This is a genomic window from Paenibacillus sp. LC231, from assembly GCF_001860525.1.
Classification (GTDB): domain Bacteria; phylum Bacillota; class Bacilli; order Paenibacillales; family Paenibacillaceae; genus Paenibacillus_AQ.
The window spans coordinates 211,147-231,159 of record NZ_JFOM01000049.1; the positions used below are offsets into that span (position 1 = coordinate 211,147).

19 protein-coding genes are annotated in these 20,013 nt (G+C 51.3%); 18 read left to right on the forward strand and 1 reads right to left on the reverse strand.

The window, feature by feature from the left end:
- Positions 1-49: 49 nt before the first annotated feature.
- The 18 genes from gpr to AK95_RS26570 all read left to right on the forward strand — a co-directional run bounded on the left by gpr (position 50) and on the right by AK95_RS26570 (position 18,928).
- Positions 50-1,051: a GPR endopeptidase gene (gene gpr / locus AK95_RS26485; RefSeq protein WP_071222903.1), complete on the forward strand. Its 1,002-nt coding sequence runs from the start codon at positions 50-52 to the stop codon at positions 1,049-1,051.
- A 165-nt stretch (positions 1,052-1,216) separates the two neighbouring features.
- Positions 1,217-2,590, forward strand: a complete 1,374-nt coding sequence (locus AK95_RS26490) for a stage II sporulation protein P (protein WP_071222905.1) — start codon at positions 1,217-1,219, stop codon at positions 2,588-2,590.
- A gap of 55 nt (positions 2,591-2,645) precedes the next feature.
- Positions 2,646-3,053 carry a hypothetical protein gene (locus tag AK95_RS26495; protein ID WP_481855866.1) on the forward strand — a complete coding sequence of 136 codons (408 nt, stop codon included), beginning with the start codon at positions 2,646-2,648 and terminating at the stop codon, positions 3,051-3,053.
- 88 nt (positions 3,054-3,141) lie between these two features.
- The gene (lepA, locus tag AK95_RS26500) at positions 3,142-4,959 is read left to right on the forward strand and encodes a translation elongation factor 4 (RefSeq protein WP_071222909.1); all 1,818 of its coding nucleotides are present in this window, start codon (positions 3,142-3,144) and stop codon (positions 4,957-4,959) included.
- A gap of 205 nt (positions 4,960-5,164) precedes the next feature.
- The gene (hemW, locus tag AK95_RS26505) at positions 5,165-6,331 is read left to right on the forward strand and encodes a radical SAM family heme chaperone HemW (RefSeq protein ID WP_071222912.1); all 1,167 of its coding nucleotides are present in this window, start codon (positions 5,165-5,167) and stop codon (positions 6,329-6,331) included.
- 76 nt (positions 6,332-6,407) lie between these two features.
- Positions 6,408-6,869, forward strand: coding sequence for an N-acetyltransferase (locus tag AK95_RS26510; RefSeq protein ID WP_071222914.1), 462 nt, complete (start codon positions 6,408-6,410; stop codon positions 6,867-6,869).
- A gap of 108 nt (positions 6,870-6,977) precedes the next feature.
- Positions 6,978-8,012, forward strand: a complete 1,035-nt coding sequence (gene hrcA, locus AK95_RS26515; protein WP_071222916.1) for a heat-inducible transcriptional repressor HrcA — start codon at positions 6,978-6,980, stop codon at positions 8,010-8,012.
- Positions 8,013-8,025: 13 nt separating this feature from the next.
- Positions 8,026-9,567, forward strand: coding sequence for a TCP-1/cpn60 chaperonin family protein (locus tag AK95_RS26520; protein ID WP_071222917.1), 1,542 nt, complete (start codon positions 8,026-8,028; stop codon positions 9,565-9,567).
- Between the two features lie 63 nt (positions 9,568-9,630).
- Positions 9,631-10,236 carry a nucleotide exchange factor GrpE gene (gene grpE, locus AK95_RS26525; RefSeq protein ID WP_071222918.1) on the forward strand — a complete coding sequence of 202 codons (606 nt, stop codon included), beginning with the start codon at positions 9,631-9,633 and terminating at the stop codon, positions 10,234-10,236.
- An 86-nt stretch (positions 10,237-10,322) separates the two neighbouring features.
- Positions 10,323-12,164, forward strand: a complete 1,842-nt coding sequence (gene dnaK / locus AK95_RS26530; RefSeq protein WP_071222919.1) for a molecular chaperone DnaK — start codon at positions 10,323-10,325, stop codon at positions 12,162-12,164.
- 93 nt (positions 12,165-12,257) lie between these two features.
- Positions 12,258-13,376: a molecular chaperone DnaJ gene (gene dnaJ / locus AK95_RS26535; RefSeq protein ID WP_071222920.1), complete on the forward strand. Its 1,119-nt coding sequence runs from the start codon at positions 12,258-12,260 to the stop codon at positions 13,374-13,376.
- A 230-nt stretch (positions 13,377-13,606) separates the two neighbouring features.
- Complete coding sequence (locus AK95_RS26540) at positions 13,607-13,978, forward strand: hypothetical protein (protein ID WP_071222921.1); 372 nt, start codon at positions 13,607-13,609, stop codon at positions 13,976-13,978.
- Positions 13,979-14,025: 47 nt separating this feature from the next.
- Complete coding sequence (locus tag AK95_RS26545; RefSeq protein ID WP_009590798.1) at positions 14,026-14,226, forward strand: YfhD family protein; 201 nt, start codon at positions 14,026-14,028, stop codon at positions 14,224-14,226.
- Between the two features lie 298 nt (positions 14,227-14,524).
- Positions 14,525-15,502, forward strand: coding sequence for a 50S ribosomal protein L11 methyltransferase (gene prmA, locus AK95_RS26550; RefSeq protein ID WP_071222922.1), 978 nt, complete (start codon positions 14,525-14,527; stop codon positions 15,500-15,502).
- Between the two features lie 2 nt (positions 15,503-15,504).
- Positions 15,505-16,197 carry a site-2 protease family protein gene (locus tag AK95_RS26555; RefSeq protein WP_071222923.1) on the forward strand — a complete coding sequence of 231 codons (693 nt, stop codon included), beginning with the start codon at positions 15,505-15,507 and terminating at the stop codon, positions 16,195-16,197.
- Positions 16,198-16,269: 72 nt separating this feature from the next.
- Complete coding sequence (locus AK95_RS26560; RefSeq protein WP_071222924.1) at positions 16,270-17,040, forward strand: 16S rRNA (uracil(1498)-N(3))-methyltransferase; 771 nt, start codon at positions 16,270-16,272, stop codon at positions 17,038-17,040.
- Between the two features lie 2 nt (positions 17,041-17,042).
- Positions 17,043-18,386 carry a tRNA (N(6)-L-threonylcarbamoyladenosine(37)-C(2))-methylthiotransferase MtaB gene (gene mtaB / locus AK95_RS26565; protein ID WP_071222925.1) on the forward strand — a complete coding sequence of 448 codons (1,344 nt, stop codon included), beginning with the start codon at positions 17,043-17,045 and terminating at the stop codon, positions 18,384-18,386.
- 86 nt (positions 18,387-18,472) lie between these two features.
- Complete coding sequence (locus tag AK95_RS26570) at positions 18,473-18,928, forward strand: NUDIX hydrolase (protein WP_071222926.1); 456 nt, start codon at positions 18,473-18,475, stop codon at positions 18,926-18,928.
- On the opposite strand, the gene AK95_RS26575 is transcribed toward AK95_RS26570, so the two are convergent.
- The gene (locus tag AK95_RS26575; RefSeq protein WP_071222927.1) at positions 18,925-19,896 is read right to left on the reverse strand and encodes a Na/Pi cotransporter family protein; all 972 of its coding nucleotides are present in this window, start codon (positions 19,894-19,896) and stop codon (positions 18,925-18,927) included. The genes AK95_RS26570 and AK95_RS26575 overlap by 4 nt on opposite strands.
- Between the last annotated feature and the right edge of the window lie 117 nt (positions 19,897-20,013).

The following is a 20,013-nucleotide window of genomic DNA, read 5'->3' on the forward strand; positions in this document are numbered from 1 at the left end:
CCCGTACTCTCGCACACTACTAGCAATATGAGGAGGAGTGTGAATTTAGATGGATCTGGATCTGCAAAAATATTCGGTCCGAACGGACCTGGCGGTGGAATCAAGAGAACTGGCGGGAGGAAAAGGCAGTGCGCCCATTCCTGGTGTGTTGGAGGATGTGGTGCAGGAGGACGGAATCAAGATTACAAGGCTGGACGTGGAGAACGAAGCAGCCTCTACGCAAATCGGCAGAGTGAAGGGCCATTACGTCACTTTGGAGGTGCCCGATCTTCGCAAGGGGGATACGGAGCTTCAAGATCAGGTGTCCGTTGTCTTCGCCCGTGAGTTCGAGGCATTCATGTCCCGGATCGGGATCGGACCCAAGGCAAGCGTGCTCATTGTCGGCCTTGGCAACTGGAATGTGACGCCGGATTCGCTGGGACCGCTTGTGGTGGAGAACGTGATGGTAACCCGTCAGTATTTCGAGCTTATGCCGGATCGGGTGGCGCCAGGTTATCGTCAGGTTAGTGCCGTAGCACCAGGCGTGCTCGGTCTGACAGGGATTGAATCCAGCGAAACGGTTCAAGGGATCGTGGAACAAATCCGTCCGGACCTGATCATCGCCATTGATGCTCTGGCTTCGCGTTCGCTGGAGCGGGTGAATACGACCATCCAGATTGCGGATATCGGGATCCACCCCGGCTCTGGTGTCGGCAATAAACGCAAGGGATTGACCCAGGAGATTCTTGGAGTTCCCTGCATTGCCATCGGGGTTCCAACTGTCTGCTATGCTTCCACCATCGTTAATAATGCAATTGAGCTCATGAAGTCCCATTTTGGCGAAGGTACGCCGGAGACGGGCAAAATTATGGGCATGCTCCATGATATACCCGAAGGTGAGCGCCTCGCGCTGGTGAAGGAGGTGCTGGAGCCGCTGGGCCATGACCTTATCGTAACGCCCAAGGAGATTGACGAATTTATAGAGGACATCGCCAATATCGTCGCAACCGGCCTAAATGCAGCGCTGCATGAGGCTGTGGATCCCGGCAATGTAGGTGCGTACACGCACTAACCCGGTATAAAAGCTCCGAATCTATCGGAGCTTTTATATTTTTCATGGATCTAGTTCTATCGATTCTCCCCGGTTCATAGATTTGAAATATAAGAGATTACACAAGTCGCGGGAACGGCGGAATGATGGCCGGATTGGTCCCGGCGAACCGAGGAGGACATCGTTATGAACAATCGCAAGTTTCGTATCTGGAATATTGCCAGACTGAAACGGAAGGTCATGGAAGGTCTGAGCATGGGTCGAACGCTCATTATACTGATGCTAGGCTCTCTTATATTTTTTATTTTACTAGGGCTTGGAGGGATGGCGGAACAGCGGATGAATTCCTCGCCCGTGTCGTCAATGAAAGGATTGGCCGCTTCGTTATCCAGCCATTTTTTCATCGATATGATCGGCATGGAGATGCCGCATATGACGGCTTCCAAAGAGACCTCAAGCTTCTCCGGCGAGAAAATGTCGACCTTCGTTTTTGAACTGCTTACGAGCGTGAACCCGAGGGACCCGAAAAGCCTGCTTGCGGGCGAATTGCCCGGCATGAAGGCAAATCAACCGGTACAGCTGTCACATGGCTCCGGGAACGAGGAAGGGGAAGCACCGGCGGATTACCGGCCGGATCCAGCAGAGGAGCAGGCGGAAGGCGACCCTTCTGATGCCGGGGAAGAGCCGCCCCAAGGCGGTCGGGGTATCGGCAATGAAGATAATGGCGAGGATGTCCCGGATCAGGGCACGGAGGACGAGCCTGGCAGTAAGAATGACCCTGGAAGCACCTCCAAGGATGGAAAGTCTACAAATGGAAAGAAAGCTGTACTCATCTATCATTCGCACCCACAGGAAGCATATAACCCGCTGCTCACGCATCCATCCGATAATCCGGGGGCTGTATCCCCAAGCAAGAACGTCATGCTGGTGGGCAGCTTTCTGAGTAAAAGACTTGAGGCTAACGGAATTGGCACCCTGCATGATAAAAGTGACTATCAATCTACCATTGAAGGATACAATTATAACTTTTCTTATAAATACTCGCGCCAGATGGTCATGGAGGCCATGTCCCAGAACGACGGCATTCATTACCTGATCGATATCCATCGGGATTCTCAGCGTTATAACAAAACGACGGCAACCGTAAACGGCGTTAACTACGCCAAGGTTTACTTCATCATCGGTCATGCGAACGAGAACTGGAGACAGAACGAGGCGTTTGCAAGCAAAATCAATGCCAAGCTGGAAAAATCCTATCCCGGGGTGTCTCGGGGCGTGTGGGGCAAATCAGCGGATCAAGGGAACGGGGAATATAATCAATCCCTGTCGCCAAACAGTATCCTGATCGAAATCGGCGGCATCGATAATACGAAGGAAGAATTGCAGCGGACGGCTGAAGCGTTGGCGGACATCATTGCAGATGTGTACTGGCAGGAGCAAGAGGCGGAGAAAGCCAGCGTGAAAAAAGACAACGATCAAACGAAGAAGCAGTCCGTTTCCGCGGGAACCAAGGGCGGAAGCAACAAAGGAACAGAGGATCAAGCAGCCAAAGCAGGCTAACGGCTCGGCGGTAAGTCGACAAGTGTGAACGGGTAAATCGGGGAGGGACTCAGTGATGGCAAGAATGGGAAAACGGTTGGTGGCTCTTATCATATGGACAGGCATCGGCATATTGGTCGGCATGCAGCTTGGCGGGGCAAAAGCGCCAGTACCGGCAGACGGTACCGGAGCCGTGCAAACTGTGCAGCAAAACCATGCGCAGGATCCGCAAGGCGGGGCTGCTCAAGGGAATGGATGGGGAGGGACGCGCAAGAACCCTCCCGTATCAGAGTCCGCTGTTCTAGAAGAAGATGCTCGTAAGACCCTGCCCGAATATGAGCCGACGCCCAGCGACATCCTGCTTCCCGAGCGTTCGCAACCGCCTGCCGATGTGCTGGCCGATAAGACGGCAGGACTGCTCCAGCAGCTGTCTGACAAAAGCATACGCTGGGTCGTATCGATGTTCGGATCGATCACGGAATAAATTCACCTTTATTCTCAGCATTGCTGTGCATCCCCTCAACTGGTATAATAAGTTGATTCAAACATCTGGTGGTTGTTGGGGGTTAGGCATGACAGACGTACAAGCAAGACAACAAAAAATTCGTAATTTCTGTATCATTGCACATATAGACCATGGGAAATCGACGCTTGCTGACCGTATATTGGAATTTACGGGCGCATTAACTTCGCGTGAAATGCAAGAGCAAGTACTGGATCAGATGGATCTGGAGAGAGAACGCGGGATTACCATCAAGCTGCAAGCGGTTCGCCTGAATTACAAATCCGATGACGGCGAGGAGTATATATTGAACCTGATTGATACTCCAGGGCACGTCGACTTTACGTATGAGGTATCCCGAAGCCTGGCTGCTTGTGAAGGCGCGCTGCTCGTAGTTGATGCTGCACAGGGAATTGAAGCGCAGACATTGGCCAACGTATATCTGGCACTGGATAACAATCTTGAAATTCTGCCTGTCATTAACAAGATTGACTTGCCAAGCGCCGATCCTGAGCGGGTGAAGCAGGAAGTTGAGGATGTCATCGGTCTGGATGCCAGCGATGCCGTATTAGCTTCTGCCAAGGCCGGCATCGGAATCAAGGAAATTCTGGAGCAGGTGGTTCAGAAAGTTCCTGCGCCAACCGGCGATTCGGAAGAACCGCTGAAAGCGCTGATTTTCGACTCCCATTATGATCCTTACAAAGGCGTTATCGTATATGTGCGCGTAATTGACGGAAGCATTAAAGCCGGCTCCAAGATCAAAATGATGGCTACCGGCAAAACCTTCGAGGTCATTGAGGTGGGGGCGTTTAAGCCGCGCATGTCCATCGTGGACGAGCTTAACGTCGGCGATGTCGGTTTCATCGTGGCTGGTATTAAGAGCGTTGGCGATACGCAGGTCGGTGATACGGTAACGGATGCCAAGCGTCCGACGGCCAAGCCGCTTCCGGGTTACCGCAAAATCAACCCGATGGTATTCTGCGGACTGTATCCAATCGAAACGTCAGACTACAATGATCTGCGCGAGGCGCTCGAGAAGCTGCAGCTTAATGATGCATCACTCAGCTTTGAGCCGGAGACATCCAGCGCACTCGGATTCGGTTTCCGTTGCGGATTCCTTGGCCTGCTGCACATGGATGTCATCCAGGAGCGGATTGAACGAGAGTTTAACATACCGCTGATTACGACTGCGCCGAGCGTTATTTACCGCATTACGCTGACGAACGGAGAGCAAATCCAGATCGATAACCCGTCTCATTATCCTGAGGTGGGCAAGGTCGATTATGTCGAAGAGCCTTATGTTAAAGCAGGCATTATCGTTCCGAACGATTATGTCGGAGCGATCATGGAACTCTGCCAGAATAAACGCGGCGAATTCGTAAACATGGAATACCTGGACACAACGCGCGTTACCATTACCTATGAAATACCGCTGTCGGAAATCGTGTATGATTTCTTCGACCAGTTGAAATCGAGCACCAAAGGATATGCTTCATTCGATTACGAGCTGTCCGGGTACCGTCGATCCAATCTGGTCAAAATGGACATTTTGCTCAATGCCGAGCAGGTGGATGCCTTGTCCTTTATCGTGCACAAGGACCGTGCTTATCACCGCGGACGGGCGATTTGCGAGAAGCTGCGCGAGCTGATTCCTCGTCAAATGTTCGAAGTGCCGATTCAAGCTTCTGTCGGTACCAAGGTTGTTGCCCGTGAAACGGTTAAAGCGATGCGTAAAAACGTTCTTGCCAAGTGTTACGGCGGTGACATCTCCCGTAAACGGAAACTCCTTGAGAAGCAGAAGGAAGGTAAGAAACGGATGAAGCAAGTCGGCAGCGTTGAAGTGCCGCAGGAAGCCTTCATGGCGGTACTGAAAATCGACGACAAGTAATGTTGCATAGGAAGTCGAGCCCAAGCGTTAACGGACTAGGCTGTCCTACGTATATAGTCTTTTATGAAGTAAATGATGGGAAAGCCGATTCTCGGCTTTCCTTTCTTTCATTCCAAGAGGCATAGCGTTATAGTAGAGAAGGAACTTTCGAGAAGTTACTTAAAGTAAGTCTTGACAGAGGTGTACATGAGGGGGCAAGAAAAGAATGACGGCAAACGATCAACGGACGGAAGCGGTGTACATCCACATTCCGTTTTGTACCAATAAATGTTTTTACTGCGACTTCAATTCCTACGTGTTGAAGGACCAGCCGGTAATGGATTATCTGCGCGCGCTGGATAAGGAAATGGAGCTGACTGTTCAGGCCAACCCGCCTGGACGAATCAAAAGCATATTTGTAGGCGGCGGGACTCCAACGGTGCTGAAGCCGGATGAAATGGAATACTTCTTGCAGAGCGTGAAGCGCCATTTTCCGGAATGGTCCGATGACATTGAATTTTCGATGGAAGCCAATCCCGGCACCACGGATTTGGAGAAGCTGTCCGTCATGCGCGAAGGCGGCGTGAACCGCATCAGCTTCGGGGTGCAGGCCTTCCAGAACAGCTTGCTGACCGGCATCGGCCGGATACATGATACGGATGATGTGTATCGCAGTCTCGAGAATGCCAGAAGAGCAGGCTTTGATAATATGTCCATCGATTTGATGTTCGGGCTCCCGAACCAAACCTTGGACATGCTTGCGGAAAGCGTGGATAAGGCGCTGGAGCTTGGACTCCCGCATTATTCAATCTACAGCCTGAAGGTTGAAGAAAACACGCTGTTCCATACGATGTACCAGCGAAACCAGCTGCCGCTTCCGGATGAGGAGGACGAGCTGAATATGTATCTTCTATTAATGGAGCGGATGCAGGCTGCCGGATATAAACAGTATGAGATCAGTAATTTTGCCAAACCCGGCTTTGAGAGCCGGCATAATATGACGTATTGGCGCAACGAGGATTATTATGGCTTGGGCGCGGGAGCGCACGGATACATCGGTCGTCAGCGCCATGTGAACATTAAAGGCGTCAACCCATATAATGAAGCAGCGAATCAAGGACTTCCCCGATTGGAGAGCTTTGAGGTATCAAGAGAAGAAGCGATGGAGGATTTCCTCATGGTCGGGCTCCGAGTCCTGGATGGCGTTTCGCGCAGCCGGTTCCGGCAGCAATTCGGGATTTCTATGGAAGAGGTATTCGCCGGCCCGCTGAATAAAATGATAGGTGCGGGACTTCTAGATTCCACGGATGACGGATATAAACTGAGCAGTAAAGGCATTCTGTTCGGCAACGATGTGTTTGCCGAATTTATAGGCAGCTTGTCAGCAAATTAATCTATTGAACTTATATGCGCTCTGTTGTATATTTATTCATAACATGACGGAGCGTGTAAAGGGGAGACGGACAACAATGTCGGCGGTATGCAGAAAGGCGAAGTTAGAAGATGTTGAGCCGCTTTATCAGATGATTCAGGGTTATGCGGAAAAGGGCATTATGCTGCCCCGGTCCAAAAAAGTGTTGGAGAAACAAATCGAGGAATTCGTGGTGGCCGAATCCGAAGGAAACGTGATCGGCTGCGGTTCCTTATGCCAGCTGGGAAATGACCTTGTAGAGATTCGTTCACTCGGCATCTCCGATGGTTATAAAGGGCAAGGAATCGGCTCCATGCTGGTGGATTCCCTTCTGGAAGAAGCGAAACGGCGCGAGCTTCCGAAAGTGATGGCCTTGACGTACGAGGTATCCTTTTTCATCAAAAACGGCTTTGCCGTCGTGGAGAAGGAGATTTTCCCGGAGAAAGTGTGGACCGACTGCATTCACTGCAAGAAGCAGCACGCTTGTGACGAAATAGCTGTTCTTAAAGTACTGAACTGACTTGACAATCCTCAGGTCGGTTTGGTATTTTTGTTATATCGGTTAGCACTCGATGGCGATGAGTGCTAACGAAAGTGAAATTAAGCAGTCAGCAAGGAGGGGAGCGACATGTTAACAGATCGTCAACGCATGATTTTGAATGCCATTGTGGATGACTATATCCGTTCTGCCGAGCCGGTTGGTTCAAGAAGCATTTCCAAACGTGGGGATGTCGGATACAGTCCGGCAACCATTCGTAACGAGATGGCTGATCTGGAGGAACTCGGTTTTCTGGAGCAGCCTCATACATCAGCTGGACGAATTCCGTCACATAAAGGATATCGTTATTATGTTGATCATCTCACGTCGTCGTTTTCCTTGAACCCTGCGGAACTGCATATGATGAAATCCTTTTTTGCAGAAAAGCTGAACGTGATGGAGCAGATGATACAGCATACAGCTGGCATTCTGTCTCAGATGACTAATTACACTTCCATCCTGCTTGGACCGGAAGTTTTTCATACGTCTTTGCGTCATTTCCAGCTTCTTCCTCTCCATGAGGATCAAGCGGTAGCCATCATCGTAACCAGCACAGGGCAAGTCGAGAACAAGATTGTTTCGATTCCGCAGGGTGTGTCCGTTTCCGATCTGGAGCAAGTGGTCAATCTTCTGAACAAGAAGCTGGTCAACGTGCCTCTATATAAACTCAAGACCCGTTTGTATACGGAGATTGGCGAGGAAATGCAGCGGCATATTTCACATTATGAAGACCTCATGAGTATGCTGGATATCGCCCTTAACAATGAACCGGACCATCGCGGCGTATATCTCAGCGGAACGACCCACATGCTGAATCAGCCGGAGTTCAAGGATGTGGATAAGGTAAGGGAGATTTTCGAGCTTCTGGAACAGACACCCGCACTGTTGAAACTCATGGCTCCTGCTCCCGGTGAGCATGGTGTCCAAGTGAAGATCGGTACGGAAAATACGCATGAAGCGATTTCCAATTGCAGTTTGATTACTGCGACTTATTCAATAGATGGAAAAGCGCTCGGTTCGATTGGTATTCTCGGTCCTACTAGAATGGAATATGCACGGGTGATCGGCATCTTGAATGTGTTATCCCATGATCTGACGAAGCTGCTGTCACACTGGTACAAATAAAGGAGTGAGACAGATGAGCCAAGGACAACATAGCCAAGTGGACGGAGATGAACGTTATTCTACGCTATTAAACAACAGTAATGCCGTCCGGGCCGTCACGTCCGCTGTAGAAGGCACGCTTGGTCCGAAGGGGCTCGACGTGATGCTGGTAGGTCCCCGCGGCGAAGTGGTCATTACCAATGACGGGGTAACGATTCTGGATAAAATGGATGTCACCCACCCGGCTGCCCGCCTTCTCATTCAGGTGGCAAGAGCGCAGCAGGAGAAAATCGGCGACGGAACCACAACGGCTACCGTGCTTGCAGGCGCACTTGTGCAGGAAGGGGTTTCCCGCATCACCCGCGGGGTGCCTGCATCCAAGGTGGTGGAGGGGCTGCGTCAAGGAATCGAGAAGTCGATGGAGCTCTTAACCAAGCGGGTTCGGCTGATCGACGGATTGGATGATCCGCTGCTGGAACGGACGGTGTACGTTGCGGGGCGTGAACGGAAGGACATCGTGGAGCTGATTATGCAAGCTGCACGGAAAGCCGGAATCACCCGTCTTCAGGATCCTTCCTACTCGCTCGCAGACAGTATAATTGCCCTGGAGAATGCCGAGAATGAAGTGTTTGAGGGGGTCCTGCTCCGACAGCGACCGATCTTCGCCCGCGAGTCCAGGTCTTATGACGATGCAAAGGTGTTGGTGCTGTTTGATTCTCTGGAGCCGGATGAGATCGATGAAGAGGCGCTCACAACCGAAGCCGGATTTGCGCAATATATGGATCTCCGAAAAGTGTTCGCTTCAGATTTGGAGAGATTGTCCGAGCTGTCCGTAAAACTCATCCTGCTTGAAAAAGGCATCCACCCGGATGCGGAGCAGTTTTGCCTGGATCACGGCATGATGGTTGTGCCGCGCGTGTCCCGTGCGGATCTTCGCCGGGTAAGCGATATGACGGGAGCTACTCCCATACGCCGCAAGGCGTTACATAAAGACTCGAAGGAGCTTGCGGTCCTTCTGGGTGATACCCCGCGTGTCGCTTATGATGAAGGCATCGAGAAAATCCGGCTGTCCTGCGGCAGCCAAGACAAGGACCGTATCGTGACGGTCATTGTTGGGGCAAGCACTTCCGAGGTCGTAGGCGAGGCGGCCAGAATCGCGGGAGATGCGGCCTCGGCACTTCAGGCTGCGGTTTCCGGAGGGGTGCTTCCGGGCGGCGGGACAAGCGAACTCGCGGTGTCCTACGAGTTGGAACGGATCCGGGAGGCTCAGAAAGGTATGGAAGCCTTCGGCATGGAAGCCGTCTCGGCGGCTCTGCGCAAGCCGATGTCGCAGATACTTCTCAATGCCGGTTACAACCCGCTCGAGAAGATGGAAGAAGTGCGCGCTGCGCAAATTCGTGCAGACTCTGATTGCATGGGTATTGATTGCGACAGCGGTCGGGTTGTTGATTATGAGGAGCTTGGCGTGCTGGATCCGGCACCGGTTAAAATTCACGGCCTGCGGGCAGCCGGTGAAGTGGCAGCAGCCGTGCTGCGGATTCATCACGTCATCAAGATGAAAGAAATAGGCGAATAACGCTTAAGGTATAGAACAAATCACGGATAGACTGTTTTAGACTATGAAGGAGGTGAAGGCGTCTTGAATAAAGAGCATAAGGATGCCGTTCAAGATACAGTTACAGAAGAAATGATGGAAGAAACTTTGGAGAACACGCCAAACACGGGTGAGAGCGGGTCTGCAGAGGAAGCCGTTAATCCCGAGATTCCTGTAACGGAATCGGCGGATGAAGCAGGTTCAGCAGAGATTGAGAAGCTTCAGGCTGAGGTGCTGGAGCACCAGCAGCGTACCCTGCGAGTTCAAGCGGATTTTGACAACTTCCGTCGTCGCACCCAGAAGGAGAAAGAGGATCTGGGCAAATATGCATCTTCCAAACTGATTACGGAGCTTCTGCCCGTCATCGACAATTTTGAGCGTGCCCTTCAGGCATCCGAGGAGAACCCGGAGTTTGAATCCTTCTCTAAGGGAGTCAGCATGATCTTCCGCCAGTTGGAATCGGTCCTTGCCACCGAAGGCTTGACCGCGATGAAGAGTGTAGGCGAGCCGTTCAATCCGGAGTATCACCAAGCGATCATGCAGGTGGATAGCGAGGAATACGAGGAAGGCATCGTGGTTGAGGAAGTGCAGAAAGGATATATGCTTAAAGATAAAGTGTTAAGACCTGCAATGGTTAAAGTGAGCATGTAAGCGACTTTCGATAGTCGTTTATCATATAAAAAATTGATGAAGATCATGCGAGGATTCGTGTGAATGAATAAGGAGGAAATTTTTACATGAGCAAAGTTATTGGTATCGACTTAGGAACAACCAACTCCTGCGTAGCCGTAATGGAGGGTGGAGAAGCAGTAGTTATTCCGAATCCGGAGGGTGCTCGTACGACTCCATCCGTTGTCGGATTTAAGAAAGACGGCGAGCGTATCGTTGGGGATACAGCGAAACGTCAAGCGATCACCAACCCGGATCGCACCATTATCTCTATTAAGCGTCATATGGGTACAAATCACAAAGAATCCATCGACGGCAAAGACTACACGCCGCAAGAAATCTCTGCTATCATTCTGCAGAAGCTGAAATCCGATGCGGAAGCCTATCTGGGCCAACCAGTAACCCAGGCGGTTATTACGGTTCCTGCATACTTTAATGACAGCCAGCGTCAAGCGACCAAGGATGCCGGTAAAATCGCGGGTCTTGAAGTGCTGCGTATCGTCAACGAGCCGACAGCTGCTGCATTGGCTTACGGCATGGAGAAATCCGAAGATCAAACCATCCTGGTATATGACCTTGGCGGCGGTACATTCGACGTTTCCATTCTTGAACTGGGCGATGGCTTCTTCGAAGTAAAAGCAACCAGCGGGGACAACCAGCTTGGCGGCGACGACTTTGACCAAGTGATCATTGACTACCTGGTAGCCGAATTCAAGAAAGAGCAAGGCATCGATCTCAGCAAAGACAAAGCTGCTGTTCAACGTCTGAAAGACGCTGCGGAAAAAGCGAAAAAAGAATTGTCCGGCGTACTGACAACCACGATTTCGCTGCCGTTCATCACCGTTGCTGACGGCGTGCCTCAGCATCTAGAGATCAACCTGACTCGTGCTAAATTCGAAGAATTGTCGGCTACCCTGGTAGAGCGTACGCTTGGCCCGACTCGTCAAGCGCTTAGCGACGCAGGTTTGACCGCTAACGATATTCACAAAATCGTCCTTGTCGGCGGTTCCACTCGTATTCCTGCCGTACAGGAAGCGATTAAGAAATTGACAGGCAAAGAGCCTCACAAAGGCGTAAACCCTGACGAAGTGGTTGCGCTTGGAGCAGCCGTTCAAGCCGGCGTATTGACAGGTGACGTTAAAGACGTCGTGTTGCTCGACGTAACTCCGTTGTCCCTCGGTATCGAAACCGCAGGCGGCGTATTCACCAAAATGATCGACCGCAACACAACGATTCCAACAAGCAAATCCCAAGTATTCTCCACGTATGCCGATAATCAGCCGAGCGTTGAAATTCACGTGCTGCAAGGTGAACGCGAAATGGCTGCCGGCAACAAAACGCTGGGACGCTTCATGCTTGGAGACATTCCTCCAGCACCGCGCGGCGTGCCGCAAATCGAAGTTACCTTTGACATCGATGCGAACGGTATCGTAAACGTATCGGCGACGGATAAAGGTACTGGCAAGAGCCAGAAGATCACGATCACGTCCTCCAGCGGCTTGAGCGATGCTGAAGTTGAGCAAATGATGAAGGACGCTGAGCTTCATGCCGAAGAAGACCGTAAACGCAAAGAGTTGGTAGAAGCTCGCAACAATGCGGACCAACTCGTATACACGACCGAGAAAACACTCAAGGATCTGGGCGACAAAGTCGATGCTTCCGAAGTGGAAAAAGCGAACGAAGCGAAAGACAAAGTGAAGAAGGCCCTTGAATCCGATAACCTCGAAGAAATTAACGCTTCGGTAGAGGAGTTGACTCAAATCGTTCAGCAGCTGTCCGTAAAGCTGTATGAGCAAGCAGCACAACAGGAACAGCAAGGTGCTGAAGGTGCTGACGCCGGCGCTCCTAAGAAAGACAATGTCGTAGATGCAGATTACGAGGTTGTTGACGAAGATAAAAACAAAGGTTAATCTGAATAGATTGTATGGGAAGGTCAAAGCTGCGCATCTTCGCACTTTGGCTTTCCTTATGTAAAAGAGTAATAAAGAGATTGGGGTGAAACCGTGGCTGATAAGCGTGATTATTATGAGGTGCTCGGTGTCGGCAAGGATGCATCGGACGATGAAATCAAGAAGGCGTACCGCAAAATGGCTCGCCAATATCATCCGGACGTGAACAAAGCGGCTGACGCGGAAGCCAAATTTAAGGAAGTGAAAGAGGCTTACGATGTATTGAGCGATGGTCAGAAGCGTGCGCAATATGACCAGTATGGTCATATCGATCCGAACCAAGGTATGGGCGGAGGCGGTTTCTCCGGTGATTTCGGCGGTTTTGGAGATATATTCGATATGTTCTTTGGCGGTAATGGTCGCCGTGATCCGAATGCGCCTCAGCGGGGGAACGATCTGCAATATACGATGACGGTTGAATTCAAGGAAGCGGTATTCGGTAAGGAAACGGATATTACCATTCCGAGAACAGAGACATGCGATACATGTCACGGCTCCGGTGCGAAGCCGGGCACGCAGCCGCATACATGTTCGGTGTGTAACGGCAGCGGGCAGCAAGAAGTCGTGCAAAATACGCCGTTTGGACGTATGGTAAACCGTCGCGCTTGCTCGAACTGTAACGGAACAGGGAAAATCATCAAAGACCGCTGCTCGACTTGTAACGGCAACGGCAAAGTGAAGAAGCAGCGCAAGATTCATGTTCGCGTGCCTGCCGGTGTGGACGACGGAGCTCAGCTTCGCATGACAGGTGAAGGCGAAGGCGGTTTCCGCGGCGGCCCGGCCGGTGACTTGTATATTGTCATCCGCGTGAAGCCGCATGACTTCTTCGAACGCGAAGGGGACGACATTTATTGCGAAGTGCCGCTTACCTTCGCTCAGGCTGCGCTTGGCGACGAGATTGAGATCCCGACGCTGACGGAGAGAGTGAAGCTGAAGATCCCGGCCGGTACGCAGACGGGAACCTTCTTCCGCTTGAAAGGCAAAGGGGTGCCTCGGCTTCGCGGCATGGGACAGGGTGACCAGCACGTCAAGGTTGTGGTCGTTACGCCAAGCAAGCTGAGTGATGATCAGAAAGAGCTGCTTCGTCAGTTTGCTTCCCTTGATGGCGAACAGACCCATGAGCAGGAACAGTCTTTCTTTGACCGTGTAAAAAAAGCATTCCGCGGTGACTAATACAAACTGATGGGGTTAACCCCCCTCATAACTTAGAAGAACAGCAGCAGGCTTAAGGTGATCAACCTTCGGCCTGCTGTTTTTTCTTTCTGGGGACGGAAGGGAGCTTTAGGTGGTCTGCCAGCTTAAACAGCCGATTCCTCAAGAATAAAACACTTGACGATGAAGCAACCTAGGGAAGTTCCAGCTAGGAAGTTGCAATCTTGAATAGGAAATGCAGGTGAAATGAAGTGGCAGAGAAAAATATTTTGGCGTATTTTAAAAGCCCGGAAGAAGCCCAGCATGCAGCCCGCAAATTGCAGTCGCTGCGCGTTGCCGATATGTCCATCGACCGGTTTAGCGCCGATCCCGGCGGAGAGCTCAACGATCCGATGAATCCGTTGACAGGCAACATTGCAAGCTTAACGACGCTGACCTTAAATGCGGATATTTCGGGGCCGAGAGCCGGAATTCTCGGGGCGGCGGATCCGTCCGCCAGCGGGATGAGCAGCGGCGGGGAGGACGGAACCGAAGGCCGGGATATTTTGCTGACGGTTGTGTTGGACGAAGGCGTATTCCCGCAAGCCATGCGGTTAATCGAAGAATCCGGCGGCATGATTTAAGGTAAGCACGGCTCTGATCTTTTATTTTGGAAAGGAGAACGGCATTCATGATGAGACGCGTAAAAAAAGGGAAGATATCAAGCAAAACCGAGAAAATGATTGCGCTTCAATCCGCTAAGGCGGAGGATGTTGAATTTTCGGCCATGGAAGCCGATCACGATGATGTGGAAGCTCTGCGCAGAAGCGAGGCGGCGGATGAACGCCAATTGAAGAAAATTCTCGATGAAACCAGTAAAAATGTAGATTAATTGTTGGCTGCAGCGTTTGGAAGAGCCCTCTTACCTTTCTTGTTACGGAGGTGGTAAGCAGGGCTTTTTTGTTGAAGAGATAAGAAAGTATAAACTTCGGAGGATATCCATCCTTATGCAGCAAGTAAAACTTCCGCCATATAAGGTCTGTCTTCTGAGAAAGTACGCTGATAGACTTATACCGCATTTGACCGATTTGTAGGTAAAGTCCTCATGGTATTTTAGTACAAACTTTGTATCCGGGGTCCTCAATATAGTACAATAATATCTATGTATGAATGAGGAGGAACAGTAGCACATGTTATGGCATGAATTAACGATACATACCACGGAGGAAGCCGTGGAGATGATTACGAATTTCCTGCATGAGGCGGGAGCCGGAGGCGTTTCGATCGAAGAATCCGGTACGACAAACAAGAAGCGGGACACATCCCTTGGACAGTGGTTTGATGAGATCGTTCCGTTTAACGATATTCCTGAGGGGCAAGCCGTTATCAAAGGGTACTTTGATGAGACGGTGACCCTGGAAGCGATCCGTGATGAGATAACGCCGCGCGTGAATGAACTGAAGGAATTCGGGATTGATACAGGTGAAGTCAGATATGAGATGAAGACCGTCGATGAGAATGAATGGGCAACGGCCTGGAAGCAGTATTTCAAACCGATCCGCGTATCCGAGCGATTGACAATCAAACCGACATGGGAAGAGTACACGCCGGAATCCGATCAAGAATCGATTATTGAGCTGGACCCGGGCATGGCATTCGGCACGGGAACGCATCCGACCACTTCGTTATGCTTGCGCACACTCGAGATGGTGATCAAGGGCGGAGAGGAAGTCATAGATGTTGGGACAGGCTCTGGCATTCTCTCCATCGGCGCCGCGCATTTGGGAGCTTCACGGATACTGGCTCTCGATCTGGACCCGGTTGCTGTATCCAGCGCAATGGAGAATACCCGCCTTAACGGCTTGGAAGATCGGATTACGGTCAAGGAAAGCGATCTGCTCTCTGTAATCACCAATCAATCCGGTCCATCGGATCTGGGCGTGACGCTGCCGGTGCAAGTTGTAGTGGCTAACATTTTGGCTGAGGTCATCCTGTTGTTTGTCGACGATGTATACCAGGCTCTTCAGCCGGGAGGCGCTTATATCGCCTCGGGCATTTACAAGAACAAAGAAGAGATCGTAGAGAAGGCGCTGATTGCCTCCGGTTTCGAAATTGCCGACATCTGCCGCGAGGATGATTGGGTTGCGTTCGTGGCGAGGAAAAACTGATTATGGAGTTTTTGGACCAACTGTTATTTTATCCGCTGGAGCAACTTCCTTTTTATCTGATTGCTTTGATTATTGCCTTTACCGTGCATGAATTCTCGCATGCCTATTTTGCGAATAAATTCGGAGACCCGACGGCCAAGCTGCTGGGAAGGGTCACGCTGAATCCGGCGGTGCATTTTGATTTTCTGGGGATTATTCTCTTGCTGATTGCAGGTTTCGGCTGGGCGCGGCCGGTACCGATCAATCGTGGGAACTTCAGCAACCCGCGCCGAATGAGCATCATTGTGGCGGCTGTGGGTCCACTGAGCAACCTTCTGCTGGGAATACTGGGGGCGCTCATTTATGCTGTTCTGTATCAAACAGGAATGATTCCTCCAGTCGGATTAACCAAGTCGGATCAAGCGGTGCATTTGTTCTTTAATATATTTATATTGCTCAACTTCTTTCTATGCCTGTTCAATCTTGTTCCATTGCCTCCGCTGGACGGCTACAGGGTTCTTGAGAATGCGCTGCCTCCGCGTCTCAGTGCGAGAATTCAGAAGTTTGAGCAATGGTCGATCCTGTTCTTCCTGTTGATCATATTGTTGCCCGTGTTCCAGGATTATACGATCAAGCCCCTGTATGATGCGGCACATGCGCTGTCATCCAAATTTTTGGACATGTTCATTATGATGACCGGCGGTTACCGGCTCTGATTTACTCTGGTCAGTTAGCACGAAAAGTTGTATGATGGGGTTTGGCGATTTTGGAGTTAGGTGAGGTTAAAGATGCAGCGATATTTTGTGACTCCCGAACAATTCGAGGGAGACCGTGTTGAGATTACGGGCGATGACGCCCGTCATATTACCAAGGTCATGCGAGGCAGACTTGGTGATAAATTGATTGTAAGCGATGGGGCATCACGCGAAGCCATGGTGGAGATTGAAAGCATCGAAGCGGCCAGCGTCTTTGCCGTTGTAATTGAACCCATGGAGATGACCCAGGAACCGCGTCTGCAAGTGAGCATCGCTCAAAGCTTGCCGAAAGGCGATAAGATGGAGACCGTCATCCAAAAGTGCACCGAGATCGGCGCGGTGTCCTTTGTGCCCTTTCTATCGGACAGAACGATTGTTCAGTACGATGCCAAGAAGGAAGGGAAGCGGCTGGAGCGCTGGCGCAAGATTGCGAAAGAGGCGGCTGAACAGGCGCATCGTAACCGGATACCGTCTGTTGAACAGCCTTTGTCGTGGAAAAATCTGCTTGCAGCGTTTTCCGGCTATGATGCCGTATATTTTTGTTATGAAAAAGAGCATGGCTCCCAGCTGAGGGACGTGCTGAAGCCTTTTGTAGAGCAGGCGCTGTCGAATTCGGCCGAGGAGGCCAGCCTGCTGCTGGTCGTTGGACCCGAGGGCGGCTTTACGGAAGAGGAATGCCGAGCCGCCGAAGATGCAGGAGCCGTATCCGTTGGACTTGGAAGACGGATCCTTCGCTGCGAGACTGCCGGCATGACGGCGCTTGCCTGCGCACTATATGAATCTGGAGAAATGGGGGGCGTTTGAACATGCCATCCGTAGCGTTTTATACGTTGGGTTGCAAAGTCAATTTTTACGATACCGAGGCCATCTGGCAATACTTCAAAAATGAAGGCTACGACCAGGTGGACTTCGAACAAACCGCAGATGTTTATTTGATTAACACCTGCCACGTTACCAATACAGGGGATAAGAAGAGCCGTCAGATGATCAGACGCGCGGTTCGCCGCAATCCCGAGGCCATCGTGGCTGTAACGGGCTGCTACGCCCAGACCTCGCCTGCAGAAATTCTGGATATACCGGGTGTGGATCTTGTGATCGGGAACCAGGATCGCGATAAAATCATGGATTTCATCCATGATATTGAAAAGACGCGTCAGCCGATTAATGCTGTCCGCAATATTATGAAGACCCGGGTATTTGAGGAAATGGACGTTCCGGATTTCGCGGAACGCACTCGTGCATTTCTGAAAATCCAGGACGGCTGCAACAACTTCTGTACGTTCTGCATTATCCCTTGGTCCCGCGGTTTGTCACGCAGCCGTGATCCGAAGAGCATCATTAAACAGGCGCATCAGCTGGTTGGAGCGGGTTATAAGGAAATCGTGCTGACCGGTATTCACACAGGCGGATACGGAGATGATCTTGAAGATTACAGATTGTCCGATTTGCTGTGGGATCTTGACCGGGTAGACGGTTTGGAACGGATCCGCATCAGCTCCATCGAAGCAAGCCAGATCGATGAGAAGATGCTGGATGTGCTGAACCGCTCCAGTAAAATGTGCCGCCACCTTCATATTCCGCTGCAAGCGGGGGATGATACGGTACTGAAACGGATGCGCCGTAAATATACAACCGAAAAGTTCTATAACAAGATGGGCTTGATTCGTCAAGCGATGCCCGATGTGGGCATTACGACGGACGTTATCGTTGGCTTCCCTGGCGAAACCGACGAGATGTTCCGTAACGGTTATGATCTGATGAAGTCAATTCAGTTCTCCGAGATGCATGTATTCCCGTATTCGAAGCGTACCGGCACGCCGGCGGCACGGATGGAGGATCAGGTGGACGAGGAAGTGAAGAATGCACGTGTGCATGATTTGATTGACTTGTCAGAGCAGCTGCAGCTTGCATATGCTGAACGTTTTGTGGGTCAGATTCTGGAAGTGATACCGGAGCGTGAATACAAGGGAGCTCCTAACGGCGGAAAGATGCAGGGGTACAGCGATAATTACCTGCAGCTTGTATTCAACGGATCGCCTGATCTCGAAGGCAAACTGTGCCGCGTAAAAGTAACCAAAGCCGGTGTGAATGAATGCGAGGGTGAACTCCTCAGCGTCATGGATCATGGACTAAAGGCAGCTGCCCAGTAATTCCAATAGCGGCCATACCAGACAAGGATTTCATTTCCTGGCTACCGGAAGTGGAATCCTTGTTGTACATGAAGGAGGAATAGGACATGACATATACACAGATTTCCGCAGGCGGCGTGGTATACCGTCATCATGAAGGGGCGCTTCAGATCCAGCTTATTTTGGACCGTTATGGAAAAACCTCGCTTCCCAAAGGCAAGATGGAAGCCGGTGAAACCGTCGAGCAAACGGCACTTCGAGAGATTTGCGAGGAGACAGGTATAGTCGGATCCATCACCTCTCCAGTGGACATTATTGCATATAAATACCATCATCCCGAGTTCGGCCAGGTGGACAAGGAAGTTCATTACTATCTGGTTAAGGCAGAAAAAGGCAGCTTAAAACCCCAAGTCGAGGAAATCAACGGGGTGGACTGGTTCGAGCCTTTGGCCGCATGGAGGAAGCAGCGCAGCAACGGATATAATAACAATGATATCATCCTGCGTAAAGCGCTAACGCTGCTTGAGGTTAGCATTCCTGCGGATGAAGATATGAAATCTTAGGTCTGTGCCCGCTTGTTCCAGAAGGGCAGATAGCATAGCGGGAGCGCGATAAGTGAGCATATGATATTAAACAAGGTTTGCGCATGGGCGATTTGCCCGGCCGGATCCGCCGCTAACCATCCGGATACGGTAGTTAAGCCCGATATGAACGGAGTAAAGAGCAGGACACCGCCGATATTCAGCCCCATATGGGACCATGCCACGAATCGCCCTGCTCGGGTACTGCCGATGGCTGCTATAAGCGCTGTGGCGCAGGTGCCGACATTCGAGCCCAGAACGATGGCAACGCCGATCTCCGGAGGCAGGGCGCCACTGGCTGCAAGCCCCATAGCCATAGCGATGACAGCGGCGCTGCTGTGCATCATAGCAGTCAATATCGTTCCGGCTGCAATGCCCCAGAGGACGCTCCGCGAAGCGTGGTCCAGGAACCATTGGAACACACCGAAGCTTTGAAGGGTCGGGCCGATGGATTGCATGAATTGTATAGCAAGCAGCACCAGCGAGAATCCGGCGACGGCAAGGCATAAAAACTGGCTGCGGATCAAATTGTTTTTTAACTTGTCGTAGCTCGGAGGCACGCGTTCGCTGACGAGTACGGCCCCGACCCATAGCATTAGCGAGAGGACAAGCAGCGGCATGGCGGCTTGTCCGATCTGGAGGCTGATGAGCTCGGTAGTTACCGTTGTGCCGATGTTGGTGCCGAGAATAACGCCCAGGGTACCGGCGAGGCTTAACAATCCGGCATTGGCGAAACCGATTGCCAGCACGGTGACGGCGGTACTGCTTTGCAGCAGAGCCGTGACCGCCGTGCTGGCGATCATGCCTTTAAGGGGCGTGGATGTCGCTTTGTGAAGCCACTTATGCAGCAGCGGACCGGCCCAGCGTTGGAGGGCAACCTCCATGACCTTCATGCCGAACAGGAACAGGACAAGATCATAACAGATGGGAAACCAGAGTGAGGATAGCATGATGTTCTCCTTTTTGTGAAATAAAATGGGGATATGAAGCATCCGCTGCTGTGAAAGTCCGGCGAAAAACTTATTTTCTTAATTACGTATATGACCCTTGGCGGACATGCATGCCTA

Excerpts from the sequence above, each read along its gene's own strand:
- gpr (WP_071222903.1), top strand. The coding sequence starts at position 50 with ATGGATCTGGATCTGCAAAAATATTCGGTCCGAACGGACCTGGCGGTG.
- AK95_RS26490 (WP_071222905.1), top strand. The coding sequence starts at position 1,217 with ATGAACAATCGCAAGTTTCGTATCTGGAATATTGCCAGACTGAAACGG.
- AK95_RS26495 (WP_481855866.1), top strand. The coding sequence starts at position 2,646 with ATGGCAAGAATGGGAAAACGGTTGGTGGCTCTTATCATATGGACAGGC.
- lepA (WP_071222909.1), top strand. The coding sequence starts at position 3,142 with ATGACAGACGTACAAGCAAGACAACAAAAAATTCGTAATTTCTGTATC.
- hemW (WP_071222912.1), top strand. The coding sequence starts at position 5,165 with ATGACGGCAAACGATCAACGGACGGAAGCGGTGTACATCCACATTCCG.
- AK95_RS26510 (WP_071222914.1), top strand. The coding sequence starts at position 6,408 with ATGTCGGCGGTATGCAGAAAGGCGAAGTTAGAAGATGTTGAGCCGCTT.
- hrcA (WP_071222916.1), top strand. The coding sequence starts at position 6,978 with ATGTTAACAGATCGTCAACGCATGATTTTGAATGCCATTGTGGATGAC.
- AK95_RS26520 (WP_071222917.1), top strand. The coding sequence starts at position 8,026 with ATGAGCCAAGGACAACATAGCCAAGTGGACGGAGATGAACGTTATTCT.
- dnaK (WP_071222919.1), top strand. The coding sequence starts at position 10,323 with ATGAGCAAAGTTATTGGTATCGACTTAGGAACAACCAACTCCTGCGTA.
- AK95_RS26545 (WP_009590798.1), top strand. The coding sequence starts at position 14,026 with ATGATGAGACGCGTAAAAAAAGGGAAGATATCAAGCAAAACCGAGAAA.
- prmA (WP_071222922.1), top strand. The coding sequence starts at position 14,525 with ATGTTATGGCATGAATTAACGATACATACCACGGAGGAAGCCGTGGAG.
- AK95_RS26555 (WP_071222923.1), top strand. The coding sequence starts at position 15,505 with ATGGAGTTTTTGGACCAACTGTTATTTTATCCGCTGGAGCAACTTCCT.
- AK95_RS26560 (WP_071222924.1), top strand. The coding sequence starts at position 16,270 with ATGCAGCGATATTTTGTGACTCCCGAACAATTCGAGGGAGACCGTGTT.
- mtaB (WP_071222925.1), top strand. The coding sequence starts at position 17,043 with ATGCCATCCGTAGCGTTTTATACGTTGGGTTGCAAAGTCAATTTTTAC.
- AK95_RS26570 (WP_071222926.1), top strand. The coding sequence starts at position 18,473 with ATGACATATACACAGATTTCCGCAGGCGGCGTGGTATACCGTCATCAT.
- AK95_RS26575 (WP_071222927.1), bottom strand. The coding sequence starts at position 19,896 with ATGCTATCCTCACTCTGGTTTCCCATCTGTTATGATCTTGTCCTGTTC.